This is a genomic window from Streptomyces sp. NPDC057445, from assembly GCF_042802855.1.
Lineage (GTDB): Bacteria > Actinomycetota > Actinomycetes > Streptomycetales > Streptomycetaceae > Streptomyces.
This window is the reverse complement of the sequence record NZ_JBHVDH010000005.1, coordinates 161,593-174,612: the sequence shown is the minus strand read 5'-3', so window position 1 is coordinate 174,612 and position 13,020 is coordinate 161,593. Positions and strand designations below refer to the sequence as shown.

At 71.5% G+C, this 13,020-nt stretch carries 16 protein-coding genes and 2 pseudogenes; 9 read left to right on the top strand and 9 right to left on the bottom strand.

From position 1 onward, the window contains the following. Nucleotides 1–18: 18 nt before the first annotated feature. Nucleotides 19–846 carry an NAD(P)-dependent oxidoreductase gene (locus tag ACFU5O_RS14265; RefSeq protein WP_384239964.1) on the bottom strand — a complete coding sequence of 276 codons (828 nt, stop codon included), beginning with the start codon at nt 844–846 and terminating at the stop codon, nt 19–21. Between the two features lie 10 nt (nt 847–856). On the opposite strand from ACFU5O_RS14265, the gene ACFU5O_RS14260 reads away from it, so the two are divergent. From ACFU5O_RS14260 to ACFU5O_RS14250, 3 genes are all read left to right on the top strand, one after another. Continuing rightward, nucleotides 857–994, top strand: a complete 138-nt coding sequence (locus tag ACFU5O_RS14260; RefSeq protein ID WP_384239962.1) for a hypothetical protein — start codon at nt 857–859, stop codon at nt 992–994. Nucleotides 995–1,145: 151 nt separating this feature from the next. Further along, nucleotides 1,146–2,033, top strand: coding sequence for a PP2C family protein-serine/threonine phosphatase (locus ACFU5O_RS14255; RefSeq protein ID WP_384239960.1), 888 nt, complete (start codon nt 1,146–1,148; stop codon nt 2,031–2,033). 83 nt (nt 2,034–2,116) lie between these two features. Next, nucleotides 2,117–3,106, top strand: coding sequence for an MASE1 domain-containing protein (locus ACFU5O_RS14250; RefSeq protein WP_384240431.1), 990 nt, complete (start codon nt 2,117–2,119; stop codon nt 3,104–3,106). A gap of 42 nt (nt 3,107–3,148) precedes the next feature. Here the strand turns inward: ACFU5O_RS14250 and ACFU5O_RS14245 are convergent, their stop codons facing one another. Then, nucleotides 3,149–3,508 carry a DUF952 domain-containing protein gene (locus ACFU5O_RS14245; RefSeq protein WP_384240429.1) on the bottom strand — a complete coding sequence of 120 codons (360 nt, stop codon included), beginning with the start codon at nt 3,506–3,508 and terminating at the stop codon, nt 3,149–3,151. 28 nt (nt 3,509–3,536) lie between these two features. Continuing rightward, complete coding sequence (locus ACFU5O_RS14240) at nt 3,537–4,316, bottom strand: DeoR/GlpR family DNA-binding transcription regulator (RefSeq protein WP_384239958.1); 780 nt, start codon at nt 4,314–4,316, stop codon at nt 3,537–3,539. 143 nt (nt 4,317–4,459) lie between these two features. Here ACFU5O_RS14240 and ACFU5O_RS14235 point away from each other — a divergent pair, with 143 nt between their 5' ends. The 6 genes and pseudogenes from ACFU5O_RS14235 (at nt 4,460) to ACFU5O_RS14210 (ending at nt 9,183) form a co-directional block, all read left to right on the top strand. Next, nucleotides 4,460–5,344: an SIS domain-containing protein gene (locus ACFU5O_RS14235; RefSeq protein WP_384239956.1), complete on the top strand. Its 885-nt coding sequence runs from the start codon at nt 4,460–4,462 to the stop codon at nt 5,342–5,344. 3 nt (nt 5,345–5,347) lie between these two features. Beyond that, nucleotides 5,348–6,223, top strand: a complete 876-nt coding sequence (locus ACFU5O_RS14230; RefSeq protein WP_384239955.1) for a ketose-bisphosphate aldolase — start codon at nt 5,348–5,350, stop codon at nt 6,221–6,223. A 210-nt stretch (nt 6,224–6,433) separates the two neighbouring features. Then, nucleotides 6,434–6,568, top strand: a pseudogene (locus ACFU5O_RS14225) (GTP-binding protein); the annotation flags it as partial. An 8-nt stretch (nt 6,569–6,576) separates the two neighbouring features. Further along, nucleotides 6,577–6,939, top strand: a pseudogene (locus ACFU5O_RS14220) (GTP-binding protein); the annotation flags it as partial. A gap of 233 nt (nt 6,940–7,172) precedes the next feature. Then, nucleotides 7,173–8,378 (top strand): cytochrome P450, encoded by a 1,206-nt coding sequence (locus tag ACFU5O_RS14215; protein ID WP_384240427.1) that lies wholly within the window; start codon nt 7,173–7,175, stop codon nt 8,376–8,378. A 358-nt stretch (nt 8,379–8,736) separates the two neighbouring features. Continuing rightward, nucleotides 8,737–9,183, top strand: a complete 447-nt coding sequence (locus tag ACFU5O_RS14210) for an SRPBCC family protein (RefSeq protein ID WP_384239953.1) — start codon at nt 8,737–8,739, stop codon at nt 9,181–9,183. 48 nt (nt 9,184–9,231) lie between these two features. Here the strand turns inward: ACFU5O_RS14210 and ACFU5O_RS14205 are convergent, their stop codons facing one another. The 6 genes from ACFU5O_RS14205 to ACFU5O_RS14180 all read right to left on the bottom strand — a co-directional run bounded on the left by ACFU5O_RS14205 (nt 9,232) and on the right by ACFU5O_RS14180 (nt 13,018). Continuing rightward, entirely contained in the window at nt 9,232–9,756 is a 525-nt protein-coding gene (locus ACFU5O_RS14205; RefSeq protein ID WP_384239951.1) for an SRPBCC family protein, read from the bottom strand. Continuing rightward, a complete protein-coding gene (locus ACFU5O_RS14200) occupies nt 9,753–10,094 on the bottom strand; it encodes an ArsR/SmtB family transcription factor (protein WP_384239949.1) in 342 nt (113 codons plus the stop codon). Before ACFU5O_RS14200 ends, ACFU5O_RS14205 begins: the two co-directional genes overlap by 4 nt. 108 nt (nt 10,095–10,202) lie before the next feature. Next, nucleotides 10,203–10,589 (bottom strand): hypothetical protein, encoded by a 387-nt coding sequence (locus ACFU5O_RS14195; protein WP_384239947.1) that lies wholly within the window; start codon nt 10,587–10,589, stop codon nt 10,203–10,205. A gap of 235 nt (nt 10,590–10,824) precedes the next feature. Further along, nucleotides 10,825–11,868, bottom strand: coding sequence for a PHP domain-containing protein (locus ACFU5O_RS14190; RefSeq protein WP_384240426.1), 1,044 nt, complete (start codon nt 11,866–11,868; stop codon nt 10,825–10,827). Between the two features lie 13 nt (nt 11,869–11,881). Then, nucleotides 11,882–12,250: a VOC family protein gene (locus ACFU5O_RS14185; RefSeq protein ID WP_384239946.1), complete on the bottom strand. Its 369-nt coding sequence runs from the start codon at nt 12,248–12,250 to the stop codon at nt 11,882–11,884. 30 nt (nt 12,251–12,280) lie between these two features. After that, entirely contained in the window at nt 12,281–13,018 is a 738-nt protein-coding gene (locus ACFU5O_RS14180) for a glycoside hydrolase family 75 protein (protein WP_384239945.1), read from the bottom strand. Between the last annotated feature and the right edge of the window lie 2 nt (nt 13,019–13,020).

Here is a 13,020-nt window from a genome sequence, read left to right as displayed (position 1 = left end):
GAGCCGGCGCCGCCCGCCTCAGGCCCCCTCGTCGAAGGAGGCCAGGTAGCTGGCCGCCATGTCGTCGGCCCCGTGCCCGGCGCGCTCCACCCGTTCGAAGCGTGCGACGCCTGCCTGGGCGAGGTCCAGGCGGACCCCGGCGCGGTCGGCGGCCTCGGTGATCAGGCGGGCGTCCTTGAGGGCGTTGTCGACGGTGAACGTGGCGGTGTAGTCACCGTTGAGCATCATCGCCGACTTGAGGCGCATATAGCCGTTGTCCAGGGCCCCGCCGGCGACGGAGTCGAGGAAGGCCTGGGGGTCGACGTCGAGCGCGCGGGCCAGGGCGACGACCTCGGCGGTCGCATGGGTGACGGCGGTGAGCCAGCTGTTGAGGACCAGCTTCAGACGGCTGGCCGCGGCCGACGACCCGTCGTCGCCCACCCAGGTGGTGCGGCGGCCGATGGCGTCGAGGACGGGGGCCAGGGCAGCCCGCGCGTCCGGCGGGCCGGCGGCCAGGACGAGGAGCTCGCCCGCCTCCGCAGCGGGCTGGGAGCCGAGCACCGGCGCGTCGAAGAAGATGAGCGCGTGCTCGCGCGCGAATCCGGCAAGCTCGGACGTGGCCGCGTCGCCGACCGTGGCGGCCTGGGCCCACACCGTTCCCGGGGCGAGGCCGTCGGCCGCATCCCGCATGGCGGCCAGCACACGCGGTCCGTCGTTGAGAACGGTCACCACCACATCGGCTCCGGTGACGGCTTCGGCGGGCGTGGCGGCACAGTAGGCACCGTCGGCCACCAGGGCCTCGGCCTTCGCGCGCGTACGGTTCCAGGCCCGGACGGGCAACCCGGCGCGAAGCATGCTGCGGGCCATCGCCGCGCCCATGATTCCGGTGCCGAGGACCGCCACGGTGGGACGGGCCCGGCTTCCGCCTGACGCGGATGCGGACGTGGACGCGGACGTGGACGTCGGTGTGGCCGTTGACGTCGGTGTGGCCGTGGGCCTGGGGGTGGTCACCTGAGCTGCCTCCTGCCGTGTCCCGGACTGTTCGTGATCTTAGGGGCGAGGGGTCCGGACCGCTTCACCAAGCGACTCATACGGCCCGGAAGTATGATGAGCGGCGGGTTCGTGCAGGAACATGCACATATCGGAGCGGTGCATCGGAGCGGTCAATGACGCAGCGTCGTCCCCCGAGGTCGGCGAGCGCCGACGATCTCCTGACCACGCTCGGGTATCTCACCGCGCAGGCCCGGCAGGGGGCGGAACACCACAGGGCCCGCGTGGACCTCGCCGTGGCTCTTCAGCGGGACATGCTCCCGTCGGTGCTGCCCTCTGTGCCCGGGCTGCGAACGGCAGCACGCTACGCCCCCGCGCGTGACGGCCTCGAGATCGGCGGCGACTGGTACGACGGTTTCGTCATGCCCGACGGCTCACTCGCGTTCTCCATCGGGGACGTGCAGGGGCACGATGTCGAGGCTGCGGCGTTCATGGGACAGATCCGAATGGGGCTGCGAGCCGTCGCCACCGCGGCCACCGACCCGGGAGAGGTGCTCAGCCGGGCCAACGACCTGCTGGTGTCCGTCGGCCGCGAACTCTTTGCGACCTGCACCTTCGTCCGCTTCGATCCGACGGCATGGATGCTCGAGAGCGCCCGTGCCGGGCATGTCCCCGCGGTCTGGGCCACGGACGACGGCCGCTGCGGAGCGGTGCAGGACGACGGAGGCCTGCCGCTGGGCATCCAGGCGGGCGAGGGATACCCGGTGACCAGGCGCCGGCTGACCCGGGGCGGGACATTCGTCCTGCTCACGGACGGGCTGATAGAAGGTCCGGGGGTACCGGTCGACACGGGGCTCGACCGGGTGACCGGGCTGATCGGCGCCGCGACCGGCGCCGGGGCAGGCGCGGAAGAGCTCGCCGCCGAAGTGATGAAGGCGGCCGAATTCACCGACCACACGGACGACGCCGCCGTACTCGTACTGCGCCACGATGCGTGTCCAGGGTCCAGGCAAGCGGGTGGTGAGGGTCGGGCTCCGGCTGCTGTCGACCGTGCGCCCGGGTGAGATGAAGCGCCCGCGCGTGCCGAAGCCGTGGCGGCGCGTGTCACGGCGGACGCCCTGCCGGGGGACGATGTGTGATGGCGGGTGTGGTCCGTACCAGGGAACTCCGGCACACCGGTGCAGTCGTCCTCCTCATGCTCGCCGTCGCCGTCGCCTATTACGCGGCGGCGCGTGTCGGGCTGACGCTGCAAGTCGTCGTCGAGAAGGCGGTGGTCACGCCGCTGTGGCCGCCCACGGGTATCGCCATGGCCGCGCTGATCTGGTTCGGGCTGCGGATCTGGCCCGGGATCGCCCTGGGCACCCTGCTCGTCATCCTGGCCATCAGCCCGTTCCGGGCCTCCGTCCTCGGCATCCTCGCCGGGAACAGCCTCGCCCCGGTCTGCGCCTATCTGATGTTGCGTCGGGTGGGCTTTCGCGCCGAGCTCGACCGGCTGCGGGACGGGGTGGCGCTGGTGTTCCTGGGGGCCTTCGCCGGGATGCTGATCAGCGCGACCGTCGGGGCCGGGGTCCTGGTGCTGGACGGCCAGCTCGCGCCGGAGAGCTTCTGGCCGGTGTGGTCCGCGTGGTGGGCGGGCGACGCCATGGGTGTTCTTGTGATCACACCCCTGCTGCTGGTGGCCCGGAACATCCGGTGGCCGTCCGAGGTCCGTCCCGCCCGCGTGGTCGAGGCCGTGCTGCTCGCGGTCGGCGTCGCCACCGTCACGGTCCTCACCACGAGAAGCAACCTCTCCCTGCTCTTCCTGGTGTTCCCGCTGCTGATCTGGGCGGCACTGCGCTTCCAACTGCCCGGTGCCGCCCCGTGTGTGCTGGTCGTGTCCGTCCTGGCGATCTCGGCGGCGACCGACCGGGCCGGGCCGTTCGACGAGCACGGCCTCTTCGCGGTCATGGGCACGCTCCAGGCGCTCAACGGCTCCGCAGCGCTCACCGGCCTGCTGCTGTCGGCGATCGTGACCGAGCAGCAGGCCATCCGGCACAAGATCGAACAGGCCTGCACCGAGCTGGCGGAAGTGGTCGAGCGGCTCTCCCCGGGCGGCGCGTCCCCGGGGTGGCCGCCGCCGGAGGAGGCCGGAGGCTGACGGCAACGGCGACGGCGACGGCGACGGCGGCCGCGGACGCCGTCATGCCCAGGGTACGAACCCCATGGCCCGGCCGTCGGCGTCCCGCTGGATCTCCAGGAGGCCTTCGACCGCTTCCCGCTCGATCGGTCCGTAGACATGAGGGAAGAGTGTGCCCGGGGCGACACCCGGCGGCGAGGTTCCCGCCGGCTCGTACCGGACGGGGGAGCGCAGTCTGCCCTCGTCGATGAGCAGGGCCATCAGAGGACCGGGAGTCGTCCGGTAGTACGCGTCGACGATCGCGAGCGTCGTCGCCTCGTCGGGCGAGCAATGGATGAAGCCTTCCGCGGCGAAGGTCTTCGGGGCGTAAGGCCGTTCGGGAATGGCGAGCCAGTCGTCGAGCGGGACCACATGGATGATCATCATCCAGTTATAGCCCGTGCGGGCCCGGTCAGGCCCGGACGACCGTCACACCGGCCTCCTCGAACCGGGCCGCGGTCTCGTCCGGCACGGCCGCGTCCGTCACCAGCGTGTCGACCTGTTCGACGCCGCAGATGCGCGCGAAGGCGCGGGCGGCGAGCTTCGTCGAGTCGGCGGCGACCACGACCCGCCTGGCGCGCTCGCACAGCAGCCGGTTGATCGCGGCCTCGTCCTCGTCGTGTGCCGCGGCCCCGTGGACCACGTCGAACGCGTCCACGCCCAGGACCGCGACATCCATGGTGATCTGGCTCAGCACGCCGTCGGCGAGCGGACCGATGAGCTCGTACGACTGCGGACGGGCCACACCGCCGGTCACCACGATCTTGAACTGTGGCCGGATCGCCAGCTCGTTGGCGATGTTCAGGGCGTTGGTGACGATCGTGAGCGCCGGGGAGCCCGATGCCAGGTCGGGCCGAGCGGCCAGCGCCCTGGCGACCTCGGTGGTCGTCGTGCCGCCCGTGAATCCCACCGCGTCGCCGGGGGAGATCAGCCCCGCGACGGCCGCGCTGATGCGCTGCTTCTCCGCCGCGCGCCTCGACGTCTTGTAGCGCAGGGGGAGTTCGTACGAGACCCCGTGCACGACGGCGCCCCCGCGGGTGCGTACGAGCATCTGCTGCTCGGCGAGCTGGTCGAAATCGCGCCGGATCGTCGCCGCCGAGACATCCAGCGCGGCCGCGGCCTCGTCGACGTCCAGCCGGCCCTGCTCGACCAGCAGTTCCAGCAGTGCCTTCCAACGGGCGTCGCGGGACATCCGCAGTTCCCTTCCTCGAACGTTCGACGTGACCTTAGCGCACAGCATCCTGGCTCGAATGCTTGAAACTGTTCGAAAACTCGCGCTACTTTGCATAAAACTGCATACTGTCGGTGCTGCACTCCAAGGACGGAGCAATGGGTATGAGCCATGTCGCGAACGAGCTGGCGAGTCAGCCGGAGTGCTGGGACCGCGCCGCGCAACTGGCCGCGAGCCGCACCGGGGCACTCCCGGCGGAAGGCGAGCGGGTGGCGTTCGTCGGCTGCGGGACCTCCCTGTTCATGGGCCAGGCCGCGGCCGCCCTGCGCGAGGGCGCGGGGCACGGCGAGTCGGACGCGTTCGCGGCGTCCGAGTTCCCCGGGGGACGTCACTACGACCGGGTCGTCGCGCTGACCCGCTCCGGCACCACCACGGAGGTGCTCGAACTCCTCGGCCGGCTGCGCGGGAGGACCCGTACCACCGCGATCACGGCCGATCCCGCCACACCCGTGACGACGGCCGCGGACGAGGTCGTGGTCCTCGACTTCGCCGACGAGAAGTCCGTGGTCCAGACGCGGTTCGCCACCTCGGCCCTCACCTTGCTGCGCGCGCACGCGGGCCTGCACACCGACGCCGTCGTGGACGATGCCCGCGACGCGCTGGCAGAGCCGCTGCCCGAGTGGCTCGCCGGCTGTTCACAGTTCACCTTCCTGGGGCGTGGCTGGACCGTGGGCCTGGCCGGTGAGGCAGCGCTCAAGGTGCGGGAGGCGTCGAGGTCGTGGGCCGAGGCCTACCCCGCGATGGAGTACCGGCACGGCCCGATCAGCGTCACCACACGCGGCACGGCGACCTGGATGATCGGTGACGCGCCGTCGGGCCTCGCCGACGAGGTGCGTGCCACCGGCGGGATGTGGGTGGCAGGAGAGCTCGACCCGCTGGCCGAGCTGATACGGGCGCAGCGTCTCGCGGTCGCCGTCGCCGAGGCGCGCGGTCTGGATCCGGACCGGCCGCGACACCTCACCCGTTCCGTCATCCTCGCCGGAGCCTGACCGATGCCGCTCGCGGAGACCGGAACGCTGGTTGCCGAGGCCGCCGCGGAGCGCCGCGCCGTGGCCGCGTTCAACATCATCACCCTGGAGCACGCCGAAGCCGTCGTCGCCGGGGCGGAGCTCGCCGGCTCCCCGGTCATCCTGCAGATCAGCGAGAACGCGGTGAAGTTCCGCTACGGGCGGGTCCGCCCGCTCGCCCGCGCCGCCGCCGAAGCGGCCCGGGCGGCCGGAGTGCCCGTCGCGCTCCATCTCGACCATGTCAAAAGCGGAGACCTGCTGCGGCAGGCGGCCGACGCCGGCTTCAGCTCGGTGATGTACGACGCGTCGCACCTGCCCTACGGGGAGAACCTCGCCGCGACCCGGGCCGCGGTCCGCTGGGCGCACGGCAACGGGCTCTGGATCGAGGCCGAGCTCGGCGAGGTCGGTGGCAAGGACGGGGCGGCGCCACTGGATGCCCATGCGCCGGGCGCACGGACCGACCCGGACGAGGCTCGTGCCTTCGTCGAGGCGGCCGGTGTGGATGCCCTCGCCGTCGCCATCGGCAGCGCCCACGCGATGACGACCCGCACGGCCTCGCTCGACCACGGGCTGCTGGCGCGGCTGTCCGTGGCGCTGGACGTACCGCTGGTCCTGCACGGTTCGTCCGGCGTCCCGCACGGGGAGCTGACGGCGGCCGTCTCCGGCGGAATCGCGAAGGTCAACATCGGAACGGCGCTGAACCTGGCGATGACCGGGGCGATCCGTGAGTATCTCGCCGCGGACGCCGGCGCGGTCGACTCGCGCACGTATCTGTCCGTCGGCAGAAAGGCCATGGCCGACACGGTCACGGAGCTGATCGGGGTCCTCCGGACGGGGGAGCCGGTGACCCCGCCGCGCTGACCGGACGGCGCGGGGCCGCCGCACTCCGCGCAGGTGGTGCGGCAGCCCGGCTTCGCGAAGCGCCGTCGCCGGCGGGGGAATTCGGTTGCTGCCCGCGCAGCCGTCTGCTGCACTTCCGGCAACAGCCACAAGACCGAGGAGCGGGAATGCGCACAACGTTCATGTCCATCACGAAGGGAACCCCCGCCTGTTCAAAGGACATGACACGTAGTGCGCACACTGAACCTCGGAATTCTGGCGCATGTGGACGCCGGTAAGACAAGCCTGACCGAGCGGCTGCTGCACGCCGCGGGCGTCATCGACGAGATCGGCAGCGTCGACGACGGAAGTACACAGACCGACTCGCCGGCACCCTGGTCCTGATGAGCGCGCTGCGCGAGGCCGGTACGCGCGTGCACGAGCCGGTGCACCGCTTCCGGCTCGAGGCCCCCTCGGACACGCTCGGACCGGTGCTCTCCGCGCTGGCACGCAACCGCGCCGTACCCGGGACCACGACGGCGCAGGGTTCCTCGTACACGCTGGAGGGAGAGATTCCGGCGAACCGGATTCATGGACTGGAGCAGCAGCTGCCCGGACTGACCCGTGGCGAGGGCGTTCTGGAGTGCGCCTTCGCGCGTTACGCGGAGGTCGGCGGGAGTGTTCCCGTCCGGCCGCGCACCGACCGCAATCCGCTCGACCGCAAGGAGTACCTGCTGCATGTCGTACGGCGGGTGTAGGCGCGCACCGTCACTGCTCGGTGACAGAAGTTGTCCAACTGGCGTTCGAAAAGGCCGGGTTGACCGTAGGATCTGACTGCTCGCCGGCCTCGGTGGGAGCCGTCCCACGGGGAGGTCCGAAAGGGGCTCGCGGTCCGCGGTCGCGGCCCGCCGAGTCGTGGGACGGCGGCACCAGGGACTGCGGCACCACAGACAGGAGACCTCCGTTGGACACCTCACCGCCCCCGCACCGGATGGACCCGGCAGGTGGCTGCCCCCACGCGGACAACGCCCGGCTCCTCGCCCGGGGAGCCGTGACTCCGGTGGTACTGCCGGGCGAGGTGGCGGGCATGGCCGTGCTGGGCCACGACGCGCTCAGGGAGTTCCTCGCCCACCCCGACGTGGCCAAGGGCGCCGAGCACTTCACCGCCCTGCGCGAGGGACGGATAGCCGACGGCTGGCCGCTGAAGACCTTCGCGACCGTGCAGGGCATGACGACGGCCGACGGGGCCGACCACCGCCGGCTGCGGGCGCTGGTGAGCAAGGCGTTCACCGCGCGCCGGGTCGAGCAGCTGCGGCCACGCATCGAGACGGTGACCTCTGAGCTGCTGGACGGCCTCGAGACGGCCGCCGCGGACGGCGGCGGAACCGCCGACCTCCGCAGGCACTTCGCCATGCCGCTGCCCATGGGGGTCATCTGCGAACTGCTGGGCGTGGACGCCGAACACCAGGACCGGCTGCACCATCTGTCGAAACAGGTCGTGGCCACCGACATCGGCCCGGAGGAGGCGATGGCCGCCAACCAGGAGCTGGTGGCGGTGCTCACCGCGGTCGCCGCGGCGCGCACCGCCGATCCGGGCGACGACCTCACCAGCGCGCTGATCGCGGCACGTGAGGAGGACGGGGACCGGCTCAGCCGGTACGAGCTCATCGGCACCCTGTTGCTGATGATCATCGCGGGGCACGAGACCACACTGAACCTGATCACCAACGCCGTGCGAGCGTTGTGTGCCCACCGCGACCAGCTCGGCATGGTGCTGGACGCCAAGGCGAGCTGGGCCGACGTGGTCGAGGAGACCCTGCGCTGGGACAGCCCCGTCAGCTACTTCCCCTTCCGCTACCCGACGAAGGACCTCACCCTGGACGGGACCGTCATCCCCATGGGCACACCGGTCCTCGCCGGTTACTCGGCCGCCGGAAGGGACACCGCCGCGCACGGAACGGACGCCGGCCGTTTCGACATCACCCGCAGTTCCGCCTCGCGCCACCTCTCGCTCGGCCACGGCCCGCACTACTGTCTGGGCGCCCCGCTGGCCCGGATGGAGGCGACCATCGCCCTGGAACGGCTGTTCACCCGCTTCCCCGGGCTGGACCTGGCCCTCCCGGAGGCGGAACTGCCGCGCCACGCCAGCTTCGTCGGCAACAGCGTGCAGGAACTTCCTGTGTGTCTGCGTGCGTAGGGTCCGGCACTTCCGTGGGGCCCGGCATCCGGGGTTCGCCCCGCCGGCATGCCGTGCGCGCGACGTCGGGCTGTCCGAGTGACGCGCCGGCCGGCCGGACGGTTCACCTTTACGGCCCATACCGCCCGGACGAGCCAGAGGCGGGAGTCGCAGCCCGCGACCGGGCGCCGTGCACCCGCCGCCGGGACTGGCCCGGCACAGCCGGTGGTGACCGCGGTACGCCGTGCCCACCAGGATCCGTCACGTCCGTGGCGTACCCGTTCGACGGGTGCGCCGGACCAGGGTCTGGGAGGCTGGGACGATTGCGGGCCTGTGGCACGGACGCCACGCCAGTGGCACGAGCGAGCAAGGAGAGACCATGGCTGGACGGTTCGAGGCGACGGCGGTGATCGACCGCCCGGTCGAGGAGGTCTTCGCCTTCCTCGCCGACGGTGAGAACGACCCGAAGTTCAGCCCCAGGGTGCAGGAGATGGCGAAGACGACCGGCGGCCCGACGGCCGTCGGGACCGTCTACCGGAGCAAGGTCAAGGACGCCGGGATGACGACGGACCGGGAGTTCCGGATCACCGAGTTCGAGACGCCGCGCAGGATCCGATGGACCGAGGTCTCCAAGAACATCGTCACTGTTCCCGAAGGCGGCTACGACCTGGAGCCCGTCGACGCCGGCAGGACCCGGCTGAGGGTCTTCAACACCCTTGAGGGCCACGGCCTGGGGAAGCTGGTCGTGGGGTTCGCCCTGAGCGCCGCGCGCAAGGACGCGGACGCCTTCGCCAACCGCATCAAGGCGGCCGTCGAGGCGTCCTGAGTGCGGGGTCCCGCCAGGGCTTCGCGCTGCGAAGCGTCACGAATCCCGTCAGGCTTCGTGCTGCGAAGCGCCGGGGATCCCGGCACCCGAGGGCATGCCCGCTGCGACATAGGCGTCGTAGTAAGGCTTCCAGGGTGCGGCCGAGTCGCTGTGGGGGCCCTCGGCGCCGGCCCCGGCGAGGTGCTTGTCCAGTTCGTCGAGGCAGACGCTCCAGCCGGCGGCGTTGCGGGCCGCGGTGTTCCGCTCCGTCAGCACATTGGTCAGCGTCAGCCGGCACCCGTCGCCTTCCGCCGCCAGCTCCAGATGGATCTCGTCGCCGTCCCAGGTGAAGGCGAACCGGTGGGGCGGCTCGAAGTCCAGGACCGTGCCGGCCGAGGACGGCATGTGGGGATCGTGCGAGAACTCGATCTTCCCTCCGGCTCGCGGTTCCAGCGTGACCTTCGACGGGAACCAGTGGGCCAGCCCCTCCGGCTCCGACACGGCGGCCCAGACCTGCTCGACGGGGTGCGGGTACGAGCGCTCGAACCGTACGGCCGGACGGCCCTCGAAGGTGATGAAGGTTCCGCGGTTCATGATGGCTCCTCTGCGTGGTCAGCGCTGCTGTCGGCGTCTGCGTCGAGGTAGCGGCCAAGTGTGTCGAGACGGTCGTTCCACAGCCGCCGGTACGGCTCCAGCCAGGCGTCCAGCTCCGCCATCGGGCCGGGCTCCATGGCGTAGACGCGCTGCTGGGCCTGCTTGGTCACCCGGACGAGGCCGGCGTCCCGCAGCACCCGCAGATGCTTCGACACGTTCGGCTGTGACTGGCCGAGCGCCTCGACCAGTTCACCGACCGCCCGGTCGCGTACGCGCAGCAGATCGAGCACCGCCCGCCGGTGGGGGTCAACCAGGGCCGACCAGATCGCGTCCGTCATGGCTCGAATATGCGCCACCGGTTATATGCCTGTCAAGGCATATGAAGCCCCCCCGACCCATACCCGCCCGTGCGCGCGGCCGGCGTGGCGTGGCCCGGGGCCGCCGGGTCAGGCCGCCTTGGCGGGCGACTCCAACCGCAGCCGCAGCTGCTTCTCGCCGTCGCCGGACACCGCGTGCTCCACCTCGACCGCGAAGCCCGAGGAGAGCGCATCGGCCAGGCGGTCCACCGCCGGGTACGAGCCGGACAGTTCCGCCGCGACGGGGCCGCCGAGCGCGGTCGCGGCGACCGGCGCAGCCGTGTCCGCGGGCGAGACGTCGTAGGTGGCCATCCAGATCGTCGGGTGGCCGCCCTTGCCCATCGAATGCGGGTGCTCCTCGGCGCCACGGTCGCAGGGGTACGCCGCGAGCAGGGCGCCGAAGACGGCGTCCGCGTCCTCCGGTGAGCCGCTGAGCTGCACCGATACTTCCTCGCTGTGCTTGTCCGTCTCGGTCACCTTGATCCCGTCCTTTCGGCGCTCCGGCCTCCTCCTCCAAGGTCCCACCTCGCGGCCCGCACAGCACGGCAGCCTGCGCCCGGCGGCGTGGGCGGCCCCGCGCGTCGGCAGCGCCGCGGAGCGCATGCCGACGCACAGCGGCGTGGGCGGCGCCTCTCGGGGCCGAGCGGTGACCAGGGGCGGCCCGGGCAGGAGGCCGGCACGGGCCGCCGATGTGGCAGCGCACGGAGACGCGTCAGCCGTCCGGCAGCTCACGGGTCCTCGTCCAGCGCAACAGCTCGTCCGCGCTCCAGGTGTTGATGACCCGGGACTCCTGGACCCCGCACTCCTCGGCCCGTGCGCAGCCGTCGAGCTGCCAGTCCAACTGCCCCGGGGCATGTGCGTCCGTGTCGATCGCGAACAGTGTTCCGGCCCCCACCGCCCGCCGGAGCAGGCGCCGTGGCGGATCCAGGCGCTCCGGGCGGCTGTTGATCTCCACCGCCGTACCGGACTCCGCACATGCCGCGAACACCTCGTCGGCGTCGAACTCCGACTCCGGCCGCCCCCGCCCGCCCTGGCGTCCCGTCAGCAGACGTCCGGTGCAGTGCCCCAGTACATCCACCAGCGGATTCGTCGCCGCGGCGACCATGCGCCGGGTCATCGACCGCGCCTCCATGCGCAGTTTGGAGTGCACGGAGGCCACCACCACATCCAGCCGGTCGAGCAGTTCGGGCTCCTGGTCGAGCGATCCGTCCAGCAGGATGTCGCACTCGATGCCGGTGAGAAGGCGGAACGGCGCCCAGGCGTCGTTGAGTTCGCCCACCACGTCGAGCTGCTCGCGCAACCGCTCGGCCGAAAGCCCGCGGGCGATCGTCAGGCTGGGGGAGTGATCGGTGAGCACCGCCCACTCGTGGCCGAGTGCCGCCGCGGCCCTTCCCATCGCCTCGATCGGGCTGCCGCCGTCCGACCAGTCCGAGTGCAGATGGCAGTCGCCGCGCAGCGCCGCCCGCAGACGTGATCCGGGTGCGTCCCCGCTGTACCGGGCCGCCGACTCCTCCTCCAGCTTCCGGAGGTAGGCCGGCACCTCCCCGGCCAGGGCCTCCCGTACCACCTGCGCGGTCTTGGGCCCCAGTCCCCGTACCTTCTCCAGCGTTCCGGCCACGGCCCGCTCGGACACCTCGCGCTCACCGAGCGCGGCGACCGCCGCAGCCGCCGTACGGAAGGCCCGTACCCGGTACGTCGGAGACCCGGAGCGCTCCAGCAGGAAAGCGATCCGCTCCAGTGCCTCCACCGGTTCCATGGCCAAGGGGGAACTACTCCTTGAGCACGGACAGGATGTTGCCCGCCGGGTCCTTGAACCAGGCGATGTCCGGGCCTTCGCCACGGGCGATGCCCTTCTCGTCCTGCCCCAGGCCCTCGTAGCGCTCGAACGTCACACCGCGAGCGGCAAGACCGTCCACCGCCTCGTCGATGTCGTCCACCGGGAAGTTGAGAACGGTGAAGGCCGCGGGCGTGTGATCGTCCTTCGGGTACACGAGCACTCGGGCGGCCCCGGCGAGGTGCAGGATCAGCAGCCCGTGCTCCTCCGACACCCGCAGTCCGAGCGTCCCGCCGTAGAACTGCTTCGCCTTCGCGATGTCGTCGGCCGAGAAGCCGCTGAACGCCTTGCTCTCTCCCAGCATGGAGCTTCCCTTCTCCTCGTTGCCCTGCCTTCATCCTCCTCCCCGGGCCTGTTGCGGGCGACCGACGAACTCCCGCGCCAGCGCATCACCCAGCGTGACCGCCGCCCGGTGGGACTCGATGGGGGAGGCCTTCGAGTCGCGGAAAAGTATGTAGGTGACACCCGACTGGGCACCTCCGGTCCGCGGGTCGGGGTCGATGCCGAGGGCACTGGCCGTCGCGTACGACGCCTCGCCGATGATGCCGGCCGGACCGGTGTCGCCCACGACCGCGTACTGCACCGTGTCGCGGTGCACGACGGCCACGACGCTGCCGCCGCCTATCCCGTAGGAGCCGGGCTTCCACAGGGACCCGGCGCCAGGTATGACGACGAACGGCAGCTCCTCGGCGTTGAGATGCTGTCCGTCGGACTGCTGGTAGGAGGTCTCGGACACGAAGTTCGGGTCCGTGCGCCGGTTGCAGCGCGTGGTGCGCTGCCCGTCGCAGTCGATGTCCATGTCCGCCTTCCAGAACACCGCCTGTTTCGTCCCGCACACCGGTACGTTCGCCGCCGCTCCCGGGTCGGTCCGGTAGAAGCCGTTCGAGATCCGCGCACAGGTCCTGACCTCGGCCAGCAGTTCCGCCGCGGTCACCGAACCCTCGGTGGCCGTACGGGCCCTGGCGTCGGCGGGGAGCGCGGTGGCGGTGAGCAGCGCCGCGCCGGTGGCCGCGGCGGCCTTCAAACGAGCGGACACGAAGAACTCCCTCCGGGAGGGGACGGGGATACGCATGC